Here is a 21,951-nt window from a genome sequence, read left to right as displayed (position 1 = left end):
ACGAAACATAATCTGTAAGCGGCAATTTTTTTACGAGAATCCAAAAAAGTTGGATTTGGCAAACTTAAGTGGTTAATGGGTAAGAGGAAGGTGACCACCTGCCTGCCTTCCTTGTAACCACACTTTCTTATCTAGACAAAAAGAGCCAATTGGATCGTTTTGATCCACTCGGCTCTTAGCGTTATTTTACACTCATTTGTATAACATCATTTGTCGTTGTTCCACTTCCATTCATAATTCACTGCTCTTGTTCAGGAAGTGTCGGTTCATCTGGTGCCTCATTAGCAAGCAGCTCCGAATCATCGGAATGCCGTTCGAACATAACGGCGTCAACCCTCGTATAGATCATATCCGCAGGAAGTGTTGGCGGGTCTACCGTTGTAGGAGTAACCCTGGTTAACCGGACATACTCGCTGCCGTCACCCGTAAAGTCAAACGTCCCCAGATTAACCCAACCTGACGAGCCGACCGTTGCATCGATATAGGTGACCTCGGTACCCGTCTTATGCTTCACTTCCACTTTGACATTGTTATCGTTTGCCGTTGTATGGACGAGTTTGTAGATCGAGACCGTATATTTTCCCTCTGGAAACTGACCTTTCCACGTCGCGGATGATCCTTGAACTGTTGAGTAACGGGATTTAACCCCAATTTTGTATCCGGCTAAATTGCTTTGGCTCCATGACCCTTCTGTCGTGTATAACCCAGTTGTATCTGTACTGTCCACGATAACCGTTAGGTCCCTGATCGTAATGTTCAATGGCGGTGTGGTTAACGTCACTCCATCAATCGTGACAGTAGCCCATACCTCAATATGATCCGTGTCCCCATCGAGATTAAGAAGGGTCAACAACCCATTGTTATCCACTTCGGCAAGATCCGTACGATTAACGAAATACTGCACATCGGCCTGTGTAAGATCACCGACCAAACCGTTATCCAAATAACCGGTTACGCTCAGTTGTGCGGTTTGAGTCATCTGCAGTTCGTTCCGATCGGACAGGATCACAGCAGACTCCAATTGCGGTACCCTGTTTGGGTCCACCCACATGATTGCATCGGCAACGACTCTGGACTTGTTGGCCTTATTGGTTAATTCCACGTACCCGCTATCGCCTGCAGCAAAAGGATAATCCCCTAGGTGCACCCAAGTACCATGCGCTGTTGTCTCATCAACTGTCACCGTCTCGGAGCCGCCGCTATGATAAACGGTAAATGAGGCGTTTGTTGCCCAATTTTCACTCGCAGCAGTGATTTGCGGAATCTTGTAATACACACTGTAAGTGACACTTTCCGGCAGCTCAGGCCGCCATCTCATTTTGCTTGCCGCTGTGCCGGTCGTAGATTTGGCATACACATAGTTATCATAATAATAATCGTTAGCCGTCGTATCCCTTATCCAGACGCCTTCTGTCTCCGCCTCCGTATTATCCACAATGATGGTTGAACTATCCTGCCCATCGGGTTGAACTGGAGTTTCCGATACCTGATCCGGCAGATAGAGTGTCCGCTTACGGGTCTGTTTCCCCTCCGATTCCACGTAATACGTGAAAGTTTGGGATAAATCATTCACCCGTATAGACCATTCCATCGGGTATATCGTATCGGGTATAGTCGTATACGTAGCTCCGCCATCCAATGAATAATGGATTGTCGCTGGTTTCGTTGTTTTGGCCTGCACATAAGCATCATAAACCGTTTCGTCAGGCTTAACGATCAGCATGCCTTTAACCGCATCAATTGGACTGTGTTTATCAAAGTAATAACTGGCATCCGATGGTTCAGCCGTTCTGACCTGATGTAGCGGCACATCAATATCGAGTCCTTCTACAATGATCGCAGTGATTCCCTTGCCTGAAACAGTAGCTTGAATGATTCCACCACTCATTACCGTTTGCTCTGGTGTACCATTGTCACGGATGATCGTTACGGTGTAGTCTTGTGCCGGGTTGAATCCAATGATTTGTTCATTTAATTCAATTGGAGTCTGAACTTCTTCTGAAGATGCGTTGCTTAACCCGATGTAGAATTTATCACCGCTCTCACCCGTTATCCAGTTTAATTGAGGATGATTGGTCTTAATAATCCCCTTGGGCATCCATAGCCAAACGTTGGAGTTACCATAAAATTGACCTGGTTTATTCCCATAGAGGTGATATTTGAACCATAAAAAATTCGTTTCAAAAACGGAAGGAAACGTAATGCTCCCGTTTGATTTTAATGATTGTTCGCTGATCAAATAATCCATCGTTTGCCCCAGCTGCCCCGGGATATGGTGATAATAGATGGATGTAGCCCCGCTTGGGCCTTCCAGAGGAAAATCCGGTTCAAGTTGGCTAACGGCAAAGCCTTTATAATAATAACCTGGATAACTGGAATATCGTCCAATAACCGCATTATGAGCAATATCCTGCAGCAGTTCATCCCCTGTATAGAGCGACAATCTCAGCATGAACGGAGCTTCCTGAGCATTCATCCGATAATAGCCAGTTGTACTTCCTGCTTCAAACGTCAATCCGCTCGGTGAGACAAGCCAACGCTCCGCTTGAACACCTCCGGCAATATCTTCGGGAAGCTTGAGCCTAGGATATTGAAATTTACCACTTTCCGGCCAATGGAACGACTCCGCATAATTATATGTCTCCGGCTGCGGAATCGTAACGTTACCTTCAGGAACTGGGCGAGCAACAAACATGGTTGCATACCGTTTGGCTTCCTTATAAGCAGCATTCAAGTATTTGGGATCCTGAGTTTCCTCATAAAGCTCCAAGATCTCCATCCACAGCTTGCTATAATAATAAATGAACTCATTTTTACTCACATCGACGGATGCTGGCGTATCGATATGTTGCGTGATATAACTGTCGGCTGCATCCTTCGCAGCTTGCAAATACTGTGCATCTCCCGTCATCCGATACATCATCAGGGGCTGAATGACAGGACCCCGGTCTTTCTGATCCGGGTCACGCACAAGGTACTCTTCCTGAGCGAGTGCACCAATGCCTGCCGAAGTGCCCATCATTTGGTTGACAGCAGCTACACTTGAAACATCAAACGGCAGAGTAGCCATTTTCCATAACGAAGGCACACCGTATACTTTCTTCTGCGTTGGCGACCAACCGATACCATTTCGCGATACGCCATACTGGATGGACGGTAGTGCTCTCGTATCGTAAAGCTGGTCATCCCCAGTCAAATAGTAAGCTGCCAAAAGAACCGCATTTGAGCTTGTTCGGACGCTATCCTCGTTTTCGATATCAATAAAACCCTTGGCACGGCTCCACCACCCGCTGGGTGATGGGACATAATTAACAGAGTCGTCTCCTTGCGGCTCTATCTTAAGCAAATCGATCATATTAAACATCGCGTCAGTAAGCGACTGATCTGACACATTTTCCCGGTATGCCGAATAATCGTACTCATTGCGAAGAATATCCACGTAGGACTCATATAGATTGCTTTTTTGAGCGATTAGCCCCAAATGAAATTGATACGTGTTTTCTGCGGTCATTTGCGAATAAGTCCCTAATTGAGGCGCATACAGGATTGGCTGCACGCTGCCTTCGTTGTTGACCAGGCTCATGCCAAGCCGTTGTTTCGTAACGCCTCCCTTCGGTTCAAATTCAACCGGAAGCTCTGCCGAAGGTACAAATACGCCATACGTCAATGGATTTCCTGCACCATCATTTTTCTCAACCAGGCTCATCGGAGCGCTCAACTCTCTTAAACTTGTTGATTCCACCGTACCTACCATTTTGGCATGTGACCTGAATCCATTTAACACTTCATTGATGCCCGAGATTGCCTCTGTTGTGAAGGACTGATATCCAATCACATAATTGCCGTCGCGGCGAGGCGTAAAGGCAAAAGAGACATCCGGTTTATCCCCTGCCATGGACCAGTTCACTTCAAAATCGTAATCACTGCCATGCGTAGAATCGGTTAATACCGCCGTGTGGCTGTCGGGAAAATGGACCCCGTCGAATGTAATCCAGCGTTTGTTCATCGTATCATAGTAATTGGTCCGGCTTCCCGCATTCCCGTCCAATAAAACCCATTGTTCCTCAAGTCTTTCCGATTCATTATTTATTGGAACCCAGTTCCCCGTGTCCGTGTTCTTGTAGAACATGTCACGAACGATGGATTTGCCTCCATCCCATGCTGCCTCATAGAAGGTCGCCTTATAGTTAGCATTTTCGATGGTGCCTTTTTCGGTGTAACTGAGATTCGTTAATGTGCGGCTCCGGAGCGGGGGCAACGGTGGTGCTTGCTGTCTGATATTCCCCTCGAACTTGACGGCATCAGCCCGTGTAATAATTGTACCCGTAGAGGGTTGCGTTCGAGTCAGCCTGACAAATTCGCTATCTTCCCCACTAAACTCATACTCCCCCAAATCAACCCACCCGGTTGATGGACCTGACGAAGGTCTTAAATCCAGAAACTTCACATCCGTAATCCCGTTATGAACAATTTCAATCTTCACATTGCTATCTGCTTTGTCCGCCCAATCCAGCTTATAGAACGATATTCTCGCTGTCCCTGCTTCCAAGCGCGGATTCCAGGTGATCGTTCTACCTACTGCATCCGTATATTTGGAACTGGAATTATTGTATCCCTTCACTCCCGCGCTTGTGGTCCAATACGGAGCGGAGAATCCGTTATTGGCATTACCTGCATCAACAGTGACGACATGATCAATCGTGAGACTTCCATCATCAATGATGATCGTCTTATGTGGCTCTTTTTGCTCAATATTTCCTTCGAACTTGACCGCATCAGCACGTGTAAGGATCGTGTTCGTGGTGCCGGTAGACCGGGTTAATCGAACAAATTCTTCGCCAACTCCGGAAAAATAGTACTCTCCCAAATCAACCCAACCCGCTGGCGCGCCAGATGAGGGTCTTAGATCCATAAAGACTACATCGGTTGTCCCATTATGAACAATCTCAATTTTCACATTGCTATCTGCTTTATCTGCCCAATCCAGCTTATAGAACGAAATTTTCGCTGTGCCTGCTTCCAAGCGTGGATTCCATGTGATTGTTCTGCCTGCTGTACTCGTATATTTGGTGCTGGAAAGATCATACCCTTTCACCCCTGTGCTTGTGGTCCAATTAGGAGCCGAATATCCATTGTTCTCGTTATCCGCATCAGGTGTTACAACATCATTGATCTTGATACTCCCGTCATCGATAATAATGGTCTGATAAGGTAAGGTCTCCGCATAAGCGGTCCTTATTCCGATCAGGCTGAAAGGAACTACGATCGTCAACATGAAAACGATGAAAAAAAACAGCTTCCTTTTGGCCATACAATTCACAGCCTCTCCTATTAATGATAACGCTTCCATAAATGCATTGCCTTTTGCTCGAATGATTGAAAAAGCAATTAACCTTAGCCTTCTGCCTAATCCCGCTCTGTCGTTTTTATCTTAGCATGTTACATCACGGTGAAATTTCTTTCATTTTAAGAATTTCTTATACGATTTTAAGTAAAAAAAGAAACCTACATCCTAATTGATTGCTCAGTTGCAGTCAGATAGAATATAGGTCTTCCAAGTGTTCCAAGTGAACCAATCAATTATAATGGCGGCTGCACCAATAACAACTTTCCAAGCTGAATGACCGTTTGATCATACCAAGCTGGATGCTGCCGAATATGCGCCATACTTCGTTCATTGCCACTAGCTTCAAACACCGCCGCTTTGTCAGTCTTTTCGTGATCGATCTCGAAGCGAACGGTATGTTTCCCATTCGGTAGCTCCGGCAAGAAAACATATTGATTTCGATTATGATCGTTATAGGGTGTGAATCGATCGATAAGAAAGGGTTCCCCTCCATCCACCGACACCTTCAATCTGCCAGAATCCGGCCCCCCGATATCAAATAAGCCGATGTGTGTTCCCTCAAACTCCACTGTGATCGTCTCTCCGGCATCAACTGCTCGCCACAGACCGGGGAACAACCAATCGTACTCGCGCACTAAAGGAAAATCATCGGGGGTCATGTAAGACCATCCTGGTGAAAAATGAGTAAGATGATCCAGTGGCTGCATGGTTGCATACTCCCAAGGATTGGCCGGTACCAAAGTGTTTTGTGGCAAATGATGTTCCCCTTTTCCCGGGTGATCTTGAAGTTCGCTCATTTTCTCAAATGAGCGGGTGATTGTATCTGTGTAAATCTGATGTCCTTCGGGAATCGTTGGATGGATCGAATCATGCGTGAAAATAACGGCTCCGGGGATGGACACGTCTGCCCTTGAAGTAAAAATAAGCTTTCCATCCGAAACCAATTGACTGACCGCCACGCCCAGATGAATCGAAGGAATGCCGTAATAGTCGGCGACTTCCTCTTGCATAAGAGCGCCCTTCTGGTATTCGCCGGATTGAAATGAGGTCAAATCCCGCTCCTTAACCGTATATACAAACAGGATATCGGTAAACCGGCTGCGCTTGCGAATCTGTCGGACAATGCCTTCGATCCGCGCCTTGGATTCGGGCACTCCGCCATCGTTGCCAACAAATTCAACAAATATGAGATCAGGGTGATGACGCAGTACATCTGTCTCCAAACGGGCGCAGCCGAGGTCCGATCCTGTCCCATCAATGCCTGCGTTCACAGCGCGGATATCCGCATGGGGATATTGCCCTCGCAGCCAATCCGCCGTCATGACCCTATATCCTTTCGAACGTGTATTACTTCCTCCAAAATAAACGATGGTCACTGTTTCCCCATTTTCTAACTTCTGAATGACATTAGGCAGCCCTCTTCGAGGGAAAAATTCCTTCATCTCGACTTCACCCGCCCTCACTTAGCGTTTTTAGGAGCAAAAAGTTTTACAGCAAACACTTCATAATAAGGCGAACCATACGTTGCACAAAAATCAAACCGGATTTGGGTTACACCTTGTGCATGCACCTGATGTTTATTTAACGAAAGATAATTCCCGCGGACTTTAATTTCACTTTCACTTCCGTCCTCTAACGTTAAGGTCATATCATAATCCTGGATCAGTGGCTCGATTGGATCGTCGAAATGCTCCAAATTCAGCTGTGAATTGAAGACAATATGGATTTCATCCATATTCTTGGGGCCTGCAAAACCAAATTCCAACCATTCCTGTCCTTCCCTACGTTCCGAAATCCAGCCGTTTGGCAGACCATAAGGTCTGGAGAAGCCGTTGACGACATTCGCGGGATTATACATATCCTGGGATGGTATCAGATCCTTGAAGCAAATGCTCTTATTAAGCTTCTTCAGTCTGGGCGGCTCTTCCGGCTTATAATAGAAGCTCACCGCTCCTGTCATATTTTCTTCATTGCCATATACAGAAAGGTCCGCCGTACCTTCCAATACGATGTAGATTTTGTCGTCTTCTGGCTTCTTGCAGCTGAGGTCCAGTGTAATCCAGTCATCGTGCCCCGCTGAAATCACCAAGTTGTAGCCTTTCAGCTCGCTGGTGGGAATATAGTTTTCCTTCCGATCCCCGCCAAACAGCTTCACTTGCAACGTTTCGGAATGCTCGGATCTATTTTTAATTTTGATCTGCACACTTTCAGCTACGGATGTCTGGATGGGCAAGACCAAACATAACGCTTGCTCCAAGGAGATCTCTTCGGTTGGATGCAGATGTCCATAGCTTCGCTGGGACGAGGCACGAATGGTCAATCCGTCAGCAAAATAAGGATCCAACGGCTCTTGAAGCCCTACAATCGTTTGTCCGTCTCGAAGCAGCTGTGCCTGAAGCTCATCCATATGCGCTTTGACGATGTCCGCGGGGTCTGTATCATATTTTACGCATAACGCAGCAGCCGTTCCTACCGCCTGCCCCATACAGCCACAGGTTGCCATCACCCTTGTAGACCCAAAAGCCACATGGGTAGCGCTTATATTGCGTCCAGCAAACATGAGATTTGGAATATTGCGTGAAAATAAGCTGCGAAACGGGATATTATACAATCCCGGCACAAAGTTCCACGCGGTAGCCGGTCCCTCATCGTAGATGCCTTTATTCGCATGCAGATCCATATACCAGCCTCCGACGGATACAGCATCTTCGAAATGAGTCTTTGCTGTAAGATCATTCTGAGACAGCATGTGTTCCCCTATAAACCGTCTCGACTCCCGCTTTCCCGGAATTGGGCATACATAATCCAAAATGAGATTGTCTACATCATCAAACTCGCCACTATTTTTGATATAATCCCATATCCCGTACACCAATTTCCGCAGTTCCAATGCAATGTCTTCATTATTCTTGATAATATCCATATGTCCGCCGTATTCCAGCCACCACAATCCGCCAAGCCCGTTGATTTTCCTTGGAAAAGATCGATGGTTTAATCCTTTTCTGATACTATCGAAAAACTCCAATTTCGTAATATCATACGCAAAGCCAGGCCTTTTGTAAGGAACGGGATAGTCTACGTCACGGGCTTGAAACAGAATCGTATCACCCATCGTGTAATGATCCGCCACTTCAGGAGCCAGCTCCTCTTTGTATTCATGCTTCGCTTCTCTTCCCCATCGGAAGTGAGCGCCTGCTTGGTATCCAACAATTCCATCCCCGGAGCAATCGATGTAGGTTGGGCTTTCAAAACGAAATTTTCTCTCGGAAGCCAATTGAAGGCCCTCCACCCATTGGATTCTGCCGTTCTCCATACCCGTTTCATGAACGCAAGTGTTCAGGAATAGAGAAATGTTGGGCTCATCATAAACCATGTCGAGTAAGACTGTATCGGAAAGTGAAAGCATCAGCTTCTTGTTGTATAACGGATTGTAATGAAATATCTTCAGCTTCAGTTCTTCTATCAACCCGCCCTCTCGAGCATAGTAGGATGGACTGTTTCCGAGATAAGCCGACCCGTTGATATGCACTCTGACCTCGCTGCTCGCATTTCCCCCTAGAACCGGCCGATCATTAATAAGTGAAACCTGCAGACCTTGGCGTGCTGCTGCAATGGCAGCGCATATCCCTGCAATACCTCCACCTACGACGGTTACATCAGCTTTTATAGACTCCATTTTGATAACCTCCATGATTAGATGCTCCTATCATGGTAATGGTTTTGGCCCCTGTTTTTTTACAGGATTTCACGAAAAAATCATACATTTTTTGCATCCTTATTGGAATTCCTATCGTGTCATTTTGATCCGGTATTGCTTAGGTGTATCACCGGTGTATTCTTTAAAAAGTTTGCAAAAGTAACCTTCATTGACAATGCCTACTTCCTCGCACAATTCCAATAAAGAATAATCCCGGACATTTAACAACTCGAGAGCGAGGTTGATTTTTTTACGGTTGATGTAGCTGATCACGCCTTCGTTCATTGTTTTTTTGAATAAGCTGCTAAAATACGAGGGTGCTAGATTCACTTCCTCCGCAATTGCCTCCAACGTTAATCGCTGTTTCAGGTTTTTCTCTATAAAATGAATAGCACTCATGATTTCTGCACGATGCAATCGTTGGCCTGCATGCACGTATTCGAATGTGAAGTCGCCAATATAGGCGAGCTGCTCTTGAAATGCCATATATTCCATAGGGAATTCTGCTACTTCCGTGGTCAACTTGTTACCCGATTTAAACTTTAAGGTAATCTCTCTGTACAAGTCTCTAATCATGGGCGCCATGATGGATTTGTGGATTTTATGGTCCGAAACAAATTGCAACAGTTCGGCAAGTGCATTGTCCAGCTCTTCCTTGGAAATCTTTCGTTTCAGCCGTATAAGAAAATCATTCACCTTTTGCTGAAAGTCTGCCTTTTTGTCATTATGGTACTGGAACCGATGCATCGGAGTTTTCACTACTTTTTCGGTATAATAGTAGAAATCCTCACTCACATTTTTAGCTTCTGTGTAGGCTTGTTTGATCGATTCCCAGCCTCGGTGTGGACCTCCAAAAGCGACGGATACCCTTTGATTCACATATTGATGCAAATGAGTGATGATCTGCCCTCCCAAGGATAGGCAAGCATATTCCGTTTCCATATCACTGCGGTTATTTTCCCAGGATAAAAAGCCAATAAAACGATTATCAGACAGATCCGCAGCTACACCACGGCCACCACTCATCACCGTTTCTTCGATGATATTCGTAATCGCATATTTCAAGATGTTTTGATCAGCGGCAGCGTATTCGTTTCGGAAACTTTCATACGTATTCATCTCAACGACGAAGCAGCAATAGTTGGCTTGAAAGAAATGAAACTGCATGCGATTAGCAAAATCCGATGCCCGATGAGAAGGAATTTCACCTCGGATCAATTCGTTAAAAAATTGCTTGCGGACTCTGTATTTATTTTCAAGCACGGATACGTTTAACGAGTGAAACTCCGCCTCTTTTTTCTCAAACTCATTTAAAATTCCGGCTGCCTTATCCAACGCTCGATTCAAATCCGCTTCCCTCAGCGGAACCTTTACAATGTACTCTAATACATTGGCTTGAATTGCTCGCTGAGCGTATTCAAAAGATGAATAGGCGGTCAGAAGTATGTATTGGGTATGGGGGAGCTCCGCCTTGAGCTGCTCAATCATGGAGATCCCGTCCATTCGCGGCATAACGATATCGGATATGACGATGTCCGGCTTAAGTTTGATGATCTCCTCGATCCCATTCAGCCCATTATTTGCTTTTCCCACTAGAACAAATCGCTTATCCCTATGAGAGAGTTCATTAAAAAACAATTCCAATCGTTGAATGATCAGGTCTTCATCGTCAACAATGAAGCAGGTATAGTCTCTCATTATAATGCATCTCCTTTTTACAATTCTGCCGGGAATACAGCGCGTACACGGGTTATTTCCTTAGGTATGCTAATGATATCCAGCCCGAATTGATCTCCGTAGTGAAGTCTTATTCGACCCTGAATATTATTCAGCCCGATTCTTTTTCTTTTTACTTCCTCTTCACTCGGTTCTGAGATTAAAATATGCTTTATTTTATCGGCCGGAATTCCCTCACCTTGGTCAACAACTTCAATGATGACGATGCCATCCTCCCTGTAGGCATGAATCGTAATAGGGCCCTCAATTCCCCCACCGTTGTAACCATGGAAGATACTATTCTCCACAAGAGGCTGCAGCAGCATTCGGAAAACTGGAAAATCAAGTAACCCTGCTTCAATATCTTCAATCAAATTGAAGTTTCGGTTATACCGAATGTTCTGGATCTCGATATAGTCCGCTACATTACGTAATTCTTGACGTAGGGACACCTTCTCAGAAGCATCGTCTATCCCGTATTCCAATAATGAAATGAGCGACCCGATCACTACATCGACTTTCTCTATCTGTCCGAGACGTATAACATTGCTGATTGAACCAAGTGTGTTATACAGAAAATGTGGGTTTATTTGAGACTGTAACACCTGAATTTCCAGCTTCCGCTCAAGTTCATTATGAAGCTCGGCTCGGCGAATCAACTCAACAATTTGCTGTAACATCCGATCAAATGCGCGTGAAAGATCTCCAAACTCATCGTTTCGGTTAATTGTTACTGTCGTTGTGAGGATGCCTTGTTCGACCTGTTTCATTTTTGTTTTGAGTGTATAGAGTGGTTTTCTTATATATTTGGCAACCAAAAAAGAAATGAACAAACTTAACAGAAGACCTGCAGCCAGAAGCTCGATATAATAGGTTTCCAATCTGGATAAAGCTGCTTTCAAACGTGATTCATCATTAACGGAGACAATGGTCCAGTTGAATTTCTCCGTTGGTTTCTTCAAAAGGGAGACGGGAATACCATCCTTTGTATGCAGTTGAAGGTTTGTTTCTGACGTATCCAAAATTTCTTCCGCTGACGTCTCTCCAATCGAAAACGTATGATCTTGAATACTCATGGGTCCTTTATTTTCAGAAAATCCGGCAATGATCTTCCCTGACGCGGTGATTAGAGCCAGATTCATTTGTTCCTGTTTATTAATCTTGAACAAGGTTTCTTCAATGGCATTTAGATCCAGATCAACCGCAATGGCCATAGGAAACGGAGCACCGTTCAGATATCGAACCATCGTAACGGTCCAGCCGGAATACTTCGATTTGTAAGGTTCACTAACAAAGGTAGTCCTTCTATTTTTGTCAGCCGCATCATACAAAGGCTCCCTTTCCGATAAAGGTTCATCGAATATTCGTGTAGGTGCACTTCCGCCTAGAATGGATAAATCGCTTTTGATCAAATAAATATTACTAACATAACTACTGTTGAGTTCATACAGCTCTCTTAATTGCTCTTTAATCACTTCGGTATTGTTAATGTTGGCTTTCACCGAAGTTTCAACTGAGAAAAGGATCGTTTGGAAGGAAGAAAAGTTAACGGTGAAATACTGGTCTACCTTGTCTAGTATTTGATTGGTGTAAAAAATGTCATTGGTTCTTATTTCCTTTTGGACATAGCGATAAGACAATTGGCTTATCAAGATGATGCAGCCTAATACAAAGGCAAATACGATAAAAAATAATTTTAAAGGCAAGCTGATTCTTCTTCGCATCGATCATCTTCCTTTTAGTTCCGTTTTAAACTAAGAATAGCATATGCTAATAAAGAGAGGGGCTAGGAATAGCCACTCTCTCTTCGTTATTTTTACTTGATAAGGCCGGCTTCTTTAAATTGCTGGATTGCTGTTTCTTTATATTTCTGCATGTCAAACTTGGTATCCAGCGTTTGGAGGAAATTGTCCCAGTTAGAAAGAGGCTCTTTGCCCGTCATAAATTTAACTAAGTTTTCATTGATGAAACGTGTGCGGTCAGCATCCAAGGTATCGCTTGGGTCAGGGGTCAATAAATTTCCGGGCAGCGTTGGCCCCACATATTGCTGATTGTTCTTGAAAGCTTCCGCCGTCTTCGGATTCTGGAAGCTGAAGTACTCCGCATCATCACCACGCCGCGGCATTCTATAATGATCGACCCACAGGTACTTCTCTTTCATTTCCTTCGATAACTCGGAGGTTTTATTTTTGATCTTGCCATCTACTACATCCCAATGAATCCCTTTGATTCCGTATGCAAAATTCGGATAAGCTTCTTCATCCGTAAAGAGATAATTCAGCATGGACAAGATGCGAATGATTTTGTCCTCGTCCGCTTTCGCAGATATGGCCCATGAATTGCCTTGGAATGATTTTCTCTCTACAATCTGATCCCCGTAAGGACCTTTCATTGGAGGAATAACGATCCATTCCGGCACCTCTCCACTAATTTCTTTCATTTTCTGCTGATAATCCGGTTCAAGCCTGCGAGCATCTCTGATCATGAAGCCAACTTTACCCTTAAACATCTTTTGGTCCAACAGATCAGGTGAATTCATCGTCACCCAGTCCGGGTCTACGACTTTGGCTGCCATCATTTTATTAATGTAGGCAAGTGCCTCTTTCATTTTAGGATCGATAAACAGGAATACCGGTTCATTATCTTTTATCTCAACGGCCGAAGGAGGATTAACGCCAAACATCCACATCAAGCTATCAAAGCCGTAGGTTTGCAGATTGCCTTCTTTATTCATACCGCCGATGAATCCGTACGTATCGTTTTTGCCATTACCGTCCGGATCTTTCTCTGTAAAGGCTTTCATAACTTCGAACAACTCATCAGGTGTCGTTGGCACATCCATATTCAGCTTTTTCAGCCAATCGTTACGGATGAAGAAGCTACGACTGATACCGTTTACATTATCATAGCCTGGAACTCCGATCGTTTTCCCTTGATAGGACATCGCCTCCCAGGAGTCATTGCCAAACCGTTTCTGTAATTCAGGAAACTGATCCAGATAAGGTGTCAAATCCGCAAGCACACCTTGGTCGTAATATTGCGCAAGATCAGCACGGCTCTTCAAGAAGATCAAGTCTGGAATATCCCCGCCTGCAATGAGTGTATTCAGTTTGGTTGTTGCTTGACCCGCTTGAGGAATCATCATATCCAAGTCGATGTTCATCTCTTCTTCCAACATTTGGCGTTGAATATCTTCATCCCGTGGAGGTACCGGAGCAGCAGCGTTGAAAGTGCCTTGGTTAAACATTGAGATTTTCATTTTGGTTGTAAACTGGCCAGACTGTCCTTGCGAATTACCCGAAGTTGTCGATGTAACTTCTTCATTTCCCCCACATCCTGACAGTAGCGTTCCAAGTCCTAAGATTGCCGACAGGATAGCAAATGAAATCTTTTTACGCTGCATATTGACCTCTCCTTTGCTTGTATATTATCACGGTTTCCCCGTAATAAGTTAGTTGGAACACCTTTTAACCTTTAACGGATCCCAGCAGTACACCTTTGGTAAAATGCTTTTGCAAAAATGGATAAACGATCAAAATCGGGACCGTAGTTACAACAACTGTAGCCATTTGCACAGCGAACGTACTGACAGCGCCGGAATTGGCGAGCGAATCAGCGCTTTGAGTTGCGACGTTAAGCAGGATGTTGCGCAAAATCACTTGAAGTGGCATGTAGTTGGAATCATTGATATATACAATGGCATCAAAATAACTGTTCCAATGCCCGACTGCGTAAAATAGGGAAATGGTAGAAAGTACGGGTAGGGACAGGGGTAAAATGATCCGCCATAACGTCTGAAGCTCACTGGCACCGTCTACCCTCGCTGATTCCTCAATTTCACCAGGCAATTGCTCAAAAAAGCCTTTAATGATCACCAGATTAAATGCACTAATAAGATTTGGAATAATCAATACCCATGGACTGTTTAGCAACCCCAGAGAGCGAATTAGTAGATAAGTCGGAATTAACCCCCCACTGAACATCATGGTAAACACAATGAAGAGTAAAAACGGACTTCTTCCGGGCAAATATTTTTTGGATAACGGGTAGGCCGCGATGACCGTAAAAAACACATTTAACGCAGTGCCTACAATCGTTCGAAATAACGTAATTTTATACGCCTGCCAGATCCCATGCGAGATGAATACTTCTTTATAGGCCAGAAAGGTAAAGGATTCTGGAATAATGACAATCCCTCTTCTTAATACTTCCGATTCTGGCGTTACGGAGACAGCAACCACATATAGGAAGGGCAGCACGCACAGTAGGGATAACAGAATAAGAATTACATAAACGACGGTTTGCCAGACTTTTTCCCCGATTGTCAAATGGATCATTCTAAAGACCACCTCACCAGATTTGCCCATCGAATTTTTTGGCGAGCTTATTCGCTGCCAATACTAAAGCAAATCCGATGACAGCTTTAAACAATCCTACAGCAGTAGCCAAGCCAATCTTAAGACGTTCCAACCCTTCCCGGTATACCCATGTGTCGATAATATCGATCTTCTCCTGGTTAAAGGTGTTGGCAAACATGAATATTTGGTCAAAACCCGCATCTAGGATATGGCTTAATTTAAGAATCAGCATCAGAATAATGACGCCTCGAATGCCAGGTAAAGTGATATGCCAGAGCTGTCTCCATTTGGAAGCACCATCTATTCGAGCCGCTTCATATAAGCTCGGATCTATTCCTGCCAAGGCGGCAAGGTACAAAATCGCCCCCCATCCAATATCCTTCCATACTTCAGATAAGATGATCAGCATTCTGCCCCAGGCAGGTTCCGTTAGAAACGAGATGGGTTCAACACTAAAATCTTTCAAAATCATGTTAAAGAGACCATCGCCTGGGGCTAGTAATGCTACCATAATTCCATACACAATGACCCATGATAGAAAATGAGGTAAATAAGTGATTGTCTGTACAATTTTCTTAAACCATTGGCTATACACTTCATTGAGGAGTAATGCAAGTACGATGGGCGCGGAGAAACCGAACAATAGCTTATACAACGATATGATGATCGTATTTTTCATGATGTCCCAGAAATAAACGCCGTTCATAAAATCCGTAAAATTTTTGAATCCCACCCATGGGCTATCCCATAGTCCCAGAGCCAGGTTGTAGTTTTTAAAAGCAATCATGATTCCCGCCATAGGAATGTATTTGAATACCGCAAAGTAAATTAAGGCTGGTAATAAGAGAGCATACATCACTTTATACTTTTGTATCGTCCTTATCCATGACTTTCGCTTTGTGGAGATGGGAATGGCGTCCGCTGCCAACTTTGCTTGCATTTCATCACCTCGTCTTTGTTTGTATTTGTATAATAGCACCCGCCTTTCGGATAAATTTCTGAAATATCAAGAATTTCTTATAAGATTTTAAGGAAGTGTGCCTGGGTTCGTTCCAACAGCTAATCCCGGCAAGTGAGACAAGAACTTGTTCCACTAAAATAAAAAAAAGCCGCTAAGATAGCGACTTTCAAATGCCGTATTTATACTTCTCCCCAAAAAATTTCAGTTTCATAGTCGAATGCAACAGTACCATCTTGATTATTTTTATCAAATAAATTCCGCAGTTCTGACATCATAGGATCGTAATTTGCATGCCCGGGTACAGGGCTGTAAGAAGAGGATAACAACCGGCCTTTCAATCCTTCGAAATCGAACTCCTGACTCATTCTGAATCGCATTTCATGCATTGAACCTTCATTGAAAAAAGAGAGCAATATCGCCTGAGAAATATTTTTATGATTAACTTTTTCGTAGTCGGTTCCGTATGTATGAAGCAGTTGATTGTACTCTTCACGAAACGGAGTACCGTTAGTAAGACGAGAATTCCAGATGAGTATTACTCTCCCACCTGGCCTTAGAATTCTGCGAAACTCGATTTGGGCTGCAGAGCGATCGAACCAGTGAAATGCCTGAGCGCAGACAATAAAATCAACCGACTGATCAGGTAATCCAGTAGATTCTGCAGAACCTGATGTACTCTGAAATTTCGGATTACTTTCTAACATTTGCTCGGCGGCTTCACGCATTGCCTGATTTGGCTCGACCGCGATTACATAGCTTCCGCGTTCCAGAAGTAGTTTTGAGATGATCCCAGTACCTGAACCGATGTCTGCTATATTACTGTTCACACGTAAACCGACGACGTCGTACAAATGGTCAATAGCCTCTTTTGGATAACTCGGGCGGTATTTCAAATACGAATCGACCCGGCTCGAAAATCGTTCTCTATTGTTCATCGATCGTCACGCTCCCATCCCTATTTTGAAATCCTATATACTGGCCTCAGTAACAGCTTCAAAATCTTACTACCCCAAAAAGCAAATACCGTCGTTCCGGTCCATGAGCTGCGCTTATCTTGGCTGTATTGATCGTTGATCATATAGGTTCGAGTCGAAATAGGACTCTTCAGACCGAACTGTTCCCATTTCGCCGGATCATTCGAACCTCCAAGTTTTCTAAGCATATTCGCCGACTCATGATCTATTTTAGCCGGAATTTGCTCGAATGCTTGGGTGATTTGCGTATGAAACTCGTCGATCGGGTTGCGACTGGTAATGCTCTGGAGATGGATGCTTTCGCGAATGTAAGAAACGTATGCCAGATGATCAGCCCAGAACTCGTCGATATAAAAAAGCCGTACCCGCTGCTCCGATGGGCTCATCGGTCTCTCGCCTTTCAATATTCCGAGCCGTTCCTCGTATAGAATTCGCCTCTGATCCTCCACCATATCCGAATAACAGTTCAATTCCCGCTGAATATCGAAGTTTTGGCCTATAATAACGCGCTGAATATGCTCGATTTTGCTGCGGAGCGCCGAATCATCAAGAACCTCGTCCTGATTGGGAGCGCGAAACAGTCTATGAATGCCAAAGCGAAGCATCAACTCGTCTTCCAGGCTTATATAAAATACGGAAGCACCCGGGTCGCCTTGGCGGCCTGAACGCCCGCGCAGCTGGTTATCAATCCGCATACTTTCGTTCACATGTGTACCTATTACGTATAATCCACCCAGCTTGGCAACCATTTCTGCCTGAGCAGGATTGCCGCTGCCGAGACGAATGTCGACGCCGCGCCCTGCCATATTCGTAGATACGGTTACGGCCCCGATTTCTCCCGCTTTAGCGATGATTTCGGCTTCTTTTGCATCGTTTTTTGCATTCAGAACCTGGCAAGGTACACCAGCAGCGGCAAGTGCCTCCGCCAGCATATCAGACTCCTCGACGCTTGAAGTACCAATAAGAATGGGGCGTCCCCTCCTATGGACGGAAGAGATTTCTTGTACGAGTGCCTTATATTTGGCTTCTTTATGGGTGTAAATCCGATGTTTGTGGTCGATCCGTATGTTTGGCTGGTTTGGCGGTATTTGCACGACCTGTAACGCATAGATATCCTCAAATTCCATTGCTGAAGCGTGCGCCGTAGCCGTCATTCCGCAAATTCCCGAATACAGGCTAATGAAATGTTGAATCGTGATCGTGCCGAGAATTCTCCCACCGGCCTTCCACTGCAACCCTTCTTTTGCCACCAGCGCAGCTTGCAGCCCGTCCGGCAAATACCTGTTCTCGGCCACACGGCCGGTGTGTTCTTCGATTAGCTCGATTTCACCGTCCCGGACGATGTAATCGACGTCTTTTTTTAATAACGATTCCACATGCAGCGCACAATTCAATGACGTTAACCAATGACTGTTATGGCTATCGTACAGATTGCCGCATCCCAGCAGCAACTCCGCTTTTGCAGCACCCGCTTCATTCAAGTAAACGTTCCGCTGGAACTCGTCAAAATCGTAGTGCTCTCCTGGCTGCAGCTGCCGGGCTACTTCTGCGAAAAGAACGCCATCACTTTCGGAAGCACTCGAATCGCCACTAATGACTAACGGCACTCGTGCTTCATCAAGAAGTAATGAATCTGCTTCGTCGACGATGACGTAATGGAAAGGACGGTGTACGGTATCCGCTTCATTGAATGCAATTGTGTCGCGCAAATAATCAAACCCTGCTTCTTTAGCCGTAACATAGGTTATGTCCTTGGCGTAAGCTTCCCGTTTCTCTAACAGGCTCATGCCCGCTTGAACCGAGCTTACCGTTAACCCGAGGAAACGGTAGATCGGACCCATCCACTCCGCATCTCGATTTGCCAAGTAGTCGTTAAATGTGAGTACATGAACGCCTTCGCCAGTCAAAGCGTTGAGATAAGCAGGCATAACAGCAGAGAGTGTTTTTCCTTCACCGGTATGTTGCTCAATCAAAAATCTCTCGTGCAAAGCAATAGCAGTCATAATCTGGACATCATAAGGCAGTAATCCGAGTGTCCTCTTCGCAGCCTCGCAGACTAGAGCATAAGCATCAACAAGCAGATCATCCAAAGGCTTGCCTGATCTTGCTTCTTCTTGCAGCCGAAGAGATTCCGCTTGCAGGTGCTTATCATCCCAAACTTCCAAGTTTCGTTTCCTGATAAGCTCCACTCTGTCTCGATAATCCTTCAACAAACGCCGGTTATCCCGCTCTTTGAATTCACGTATCAACTTGACGACTACATTCATCGGAATTTGATTCCTCCTCAGTAGAAATAAGTTGTGAAAAGAAAAGACTCCATATGGAGTCTTTTCTGTCGATGATTAAAGTGCCACCAAACCATTCGTTATAAGACAACTACATTACTTCTCCGATGGGAGCGGTGTAAAGAGCAGATTCACCGGCAGGTTGCTTCCTGGCGCGGCAGAGAAAAGAATGGTTACGCTCTCTCCAGTTGAACCGGTGCGGTAAAGCACGCTTTGTTCACTTGAATTGGCAACCGCAACGTTACCTTCGGCAATCGATACCAACTGATTGTTCACCAGAGCTACTCCGGAGTACTTCCCTCCACGAGGGTTAAAGGAGATAAGCGTACGCGGTGCAACATTGGTCAGCGTGATTTTGTACAATACGCCGAAATTACCCGCATTGGATGCGTCTGTGTAAGCCATCGGATCTGTTCCTACCAGATTGGGATCGCTTGAATTGTCACCAAGTGGCAGACGGGCAGGTTTGATTCCCACGTGCTCATCGTACTTTATAATACGAGTCGCATTCGGGTACGTACCACGGTTGTGCACTCCGTCACGATCAAGCACAGGTAGCAATGGCAGAGCCTCGAACGGATCTTTATTTTCTTCCACCAGGATAACGTTATAGTCTAAGGAATAATCACTATAAGCGTCCGAATAGAGGGAGATGACTTGTCCTTCTTTCATCGGCGTTTTATTGAGTTCAGTCAAAATCAGTTTGCTTTCCCCAGGTTGAAGGTACTCTTTCTTTTGATCCGCTCCAGTCTGAATCGACTTGAACCATTTATCAATAGACAATTTCCCAGCTACGGTAGCATATGGTGTAGGTCCTGCAAAGCCCATATTTTGTTGTTCGAATACAGCCGGATTTGGGTTGTTATTAGTTGCAATCACATACATTTTTACTCTTTTGCCTGTATTGTTCACGTGGTGAATCATGAAACGGGTCTGCCCCGAAGATGATTCTTTATATACAATGCCTTCCGTATTCACAGTTTCTGGACTGTTACTACGGATCAATAAACTTGGCTCATCCATGTACGTATAAGGCACTTTCTCCATCGTAGTCACTTCGCCGCCGTTAAAGGTAAATTTCTGTCCTACCGGCGTGAAGAGTAAATTGAAGTCGGTAAATGAATATAAGGTCTCATTCGTTATGGTAATGACTTTGGAGTACGTGTTCGTAGCGCCGTGATTATCAGTAACCGTAAGTGTCACCGTTTTTGGACCCGGTTCAAAGAACGCAAGTGAATTATTCTCCCATACCGCTTTATCAATATTATCTTCATCATCTGTGCTTTGGTCTGTGTATGTTATTTTTTCGCCCATTTTATATTGTTCTTTATCCGTGGCGAACATGGCTACAGGAGGAAGATTAGGACTTAGTACTTCAATGGTAACCGAATAGGGATCACTCCATTGGCCGTTGGAATCCTGTACTTGATATGAAATCGTATATGTACCTGCTTGATCAAATGAATCCTGGCGACCTGTCCAGCGTTCGTCAACGATATCCATTCCATTGGGTGAACTGTTAGAAGTCACGTAGTCCACTTGATCTCCCACAAAGATTTCCTTTTGGGAAATGGTAAAGCTTGCAACAGGTTTTGTATTCAGATTCAACACAACCGTCTTGGCCGACTGATTCACTTTATAGGTGATGTTCAGAGCTTGAGTAATGGAAGTTAACGGCACCATGAATGTACTTTTTTGCTGATACGCAGGGCCTTTCATCGTTCTGGTCTCTCCATTGACCGTATAGTCCTTGCTGTTAGTTTTGAATCGGAGTTCATCCTCACCACTAATAATGATGGTTTCCTTGGTTTTGTTATCGTATTTGACGCCGTATCCCACACGGTCAACCAGCGCACGGATTGCAACATAGGATACACCGTTTTTTACAGCCATTGGCTGGCCAGCAAGATACGTTTTTCCATCCTGCTCCATTTTGTTGCTATTCATGTACAACGTCAGGTTCCCACCTGCTGCAGGAGACGTCCCATCAATGGATGGTTGCTCTATTTGAGCAGGCGTAGTTGGCGTTTCAACCTTCTCAGGGGTTTCCTCTTGAACTACAGGTTTCGTACCCGTTTCGTTTGCAGGGGTCTCTCCCCCATCCAATGCAGGTTTCTCGCTATCTGTTTTAGGTGTTGCTTCAGTGCCGGTCGAGGTTTGAGTGTCCTTGGCTTCAGTGGGCGGAGTATTGGTATATTTGTTATTGCTCTCCATCTTCACTTCACGCTCTGCAATCGGCTGCTCTTGCTGTAAAACCTCAACTGATTCTACATTGGCTGTGTTTACTGACGCGGTGTCACCTTGCGGTGCTGATTGCGCACTCACAGAACCGACTGCAAATGCTTGAAAAACGGCTAAAGCGGTAAAAATGGATAATTTCTTCTTCATATTCATGCGTTGTCTTTGGCTCCTTCTATTCTCTAGTAATTTATAACCCCTCAAAAAGTCATAATATTAGACGCTAGATTTAGGAAAAAGTTTCTAATTGAATTGTAAATTATGGATTTTTGTGCAACTATTTTTTCAATGTTTGGTTATTAGTTCTTTGAATAAGAAGCGCCTATTGAATAATAGTCTTGATTTTGCACAAGATAATCCATGTCGCATTTTATA

General features: G+C 44.7%; 11 protein-coding genes. All 11 read right to left on the bottom strand.

What is annotated here, in order from left to right:
• Nucleotides 1–238 precede the first annotated feature (238 nt).
• On the bottom strand, nucleotides 239–5,311 hold the full coding sequence (locus QVE09_RS02590) for a golvesin C-terminal-like domain-containing protein (protein ID WP_315935542.1): 5,073 nt from the start codon (nucleotides 5,309–5,311) through the stop codon (nucleotides 239–241).
• Nucleotides 5,312–5,580: 269 nt separating this feature from the next.
• Nucleotides 5,581–6,789 (bottom strand): SGNH/GDSL hydrolase family protein, encoded by a 1,209-nt coding sequence (locus tag QVE09_RS02585; RefSeq protein WP_315935541.1) that lies wholly within the window; start codon nucleotides 6,787–6,789, stop codon nucleotides 5,581–5,583.
• A 17-nt stretch (nucleotides 6,790–6,806) separates the two neighbouring features.
• Nucleotides 6,807–9,023, bottom strand: a complete 2,217-nt coding sequence (locus tag QVE09_RS02580) for an FAD-dependent oxidoreductase (protein ID WP_315935540.1) — start codon at nucleotides 9,021–9,023, stop codon at nucleotides 6,807–6,809.
• A 111-nt stretch (nucleotides 9,024–9,134) separates the two neighbouring features.
• Nucleotides 9,135–10,742, bottom strand: coding sequence for a response regulator transcription factor (locus QVE09_RS02575; RefSeq protein ID WP_315935539.1), 1,608 nt, complete (start codon nucleotides 10,740–10,742; stop codon nucleotides 9,135–9,137).
• 17 nt (nucleotides 10,743–10,759) lie between these two features.
• Nucleotides 10,760–12,484, bottom strand: a complete 1,725-nt coding sequence (locus QVE09_RS02570; RefSeq protein WP_315935538.1) for a sensor histidine kinase — start codon at nucleotides 12,482–12,484, stop codon at nucleotides 10,760–10,762.
• A gap of 92 nt (nucleotides 12,485–12,576) precedes the next feature.
• A complete protein-coding gene (locus tag QVE09_RS02565) occupies nucleotides 12,577–14,163 on the bottom strand; it encodes an extracellular solute-binding protein (RefSeq protein ID WP_315935537.1) in 1,587 nt (528 codons plus the stop codon).
• Between the two features lie 64 nt (nucleotides 14,164–14,227).
• Nucleotides 14,228–15,097, bottom strand: coding sequence for a carbohydrate ABC transporter permease (locus QVE09_RS02560; RefSeq protein WP_017688329.1), 870 nt, complete (start codon nucleotides 15,095–15,097; stop codon nucleotides 14,228–14,230).
• Nucleotides 15,098–15,110: 13 nt separating this feature from the next.
• Entirely contained in the window at nucleotides 15,111–16,058 is a 948-nt protein-coding gene (locus tag QVE09_RS02555; protein WP_315935536.1) for an ABC transporter permease, read from the bottom strand.
• Nucleotides 16,059–16,258: 200 nt separating this feature from the next.
• Nucleotides 16,259–17,014, bottom strand: a complete 756-nt coding sequence (locus QVE09_RS02550; RefSeq protein ID WP_315935535.1) for a class I SAM-dependent methyltransferase — start codon at nucleotides 17,012–17,014, stop codon at nucleotides 16,259–16,261.
• Nucleotides 17,015–17,034: 20 nt separating this feature from the next.
• Nucleotides 17,035–19,320, bottom strand: a complete 2,286-nt coding sequence (locus QVE09_RS02545) for a preprotein translocase subunit SecA (protein WP_315935534.1) — start codon at nucleotides 19,318–19,320, stop codon at nucleotides 17,035–17,037.
• Between the two features lie 114 nt (nucleotides 19,321–19,434).
• Nucleotides 19,435–21,732 carry a copper amine oxidase N-terminal domain-containing protein gene (locus QVE09_RS02540; protein ID WP_315935533.1) on the bottom strand — a complete coding sequence of 766 codons (2,298 nt, stop codon included), beginning with the start codon at nucleotides 21,730–21,732 and terminating at the stop codon, nucleotides 19,435–19,437.
• Nucleotides 21,733–21,951: the final 219 nt, after the last annotated feature.

Source organism: Paenibacillus sp. ClWae2A (assembly GCF_032452295.1).
GTDB lineage: Bacteria > Bacillota > Bacilli > Paenibacillales > Paenibacillaceae > Paenibacillus.
Note: the sequence above shows the minus strand (reverse complement) of the source record. Positions and strands in the feature narration are given on the sequence as shown.

Coding starts and splice junctions, on each gene's coding strand:
- QVE09_RS02590 (WP_315935542.1), bottom strand. CDS start 5,311: ATGGCCAAAAGGAAGCTGTTTTTTTTCATCGTTTTCATGTTGACGATC.
- QVE09_RS02585 (WP_315935541.1), bottom strand. CDS start 6,789: ATGAAGGAATTTTTCCCTCGAAGAGGGCTGCCTAATGTCATTCAGAAG.
- QVE09_RS02550 (WP_315935535.1), bottom strand. CDS start 17,014: ATGAACAATAGAGAACGATTTTCGAGCCGGGTCGATTCGTATTTGAAA.
- QVE09_RS02575 (WP_315935539.1), bottom strand. CDS start 10,742: ATGAGAGACTATACCTGCTTCATTGTTGACGATGAAGACCTGATCATT.
- QVE09_RS02570 (WP_315935538.1), bottom strand. CDS start 12,484: ATGCGAAGAAGAATCAGCTTGCCTTTAAAATTATTTTTTATCGTATTT.
- QVE09_RS02555 (WP_315935536.1), bottom strand. CDS start 16,058: ATGCAAGCAAAGTTGGCAGCGGACGCCATTCCCATCTCCACAAAGCGA.
- QVE09_RS02540 (WP_315935533.1), bottom strand. CDS start 21,732: ATGAATATGAAGAAGAAATTATCCATTTTTACCGCTTTAGCCGTTTTT.
- QVE09_RS02580 (WP_315935540.1), bottom strand. CDS start 9,023: ATGGAGTCTATAAAAGCTGATGTAACCGTCGTAGGTGGAGGTATTGCA.
- QVE09_RS02545 (WP_315935534.1), bottom strand. CDS start 19,320: ATGAATGTAGTCGTCAAGTTGATACGTGAATTCAAAGAGCGGGATAAC.
- QVE09_RS02560 (WP_017688329.1), bottom strand. CDS start 15,097: ATGATCCATTTGACAATCGGGGAAAAAGTCTGGCAAACCGTCGTTTAT.
- QVE09_RS02565 (WP_315935537.1), bottom strand. CDS start 14,163: ATGCAGCGTAAAAAGATTTCATTTGCTATCCTGTCGGCAATCTTAGGA.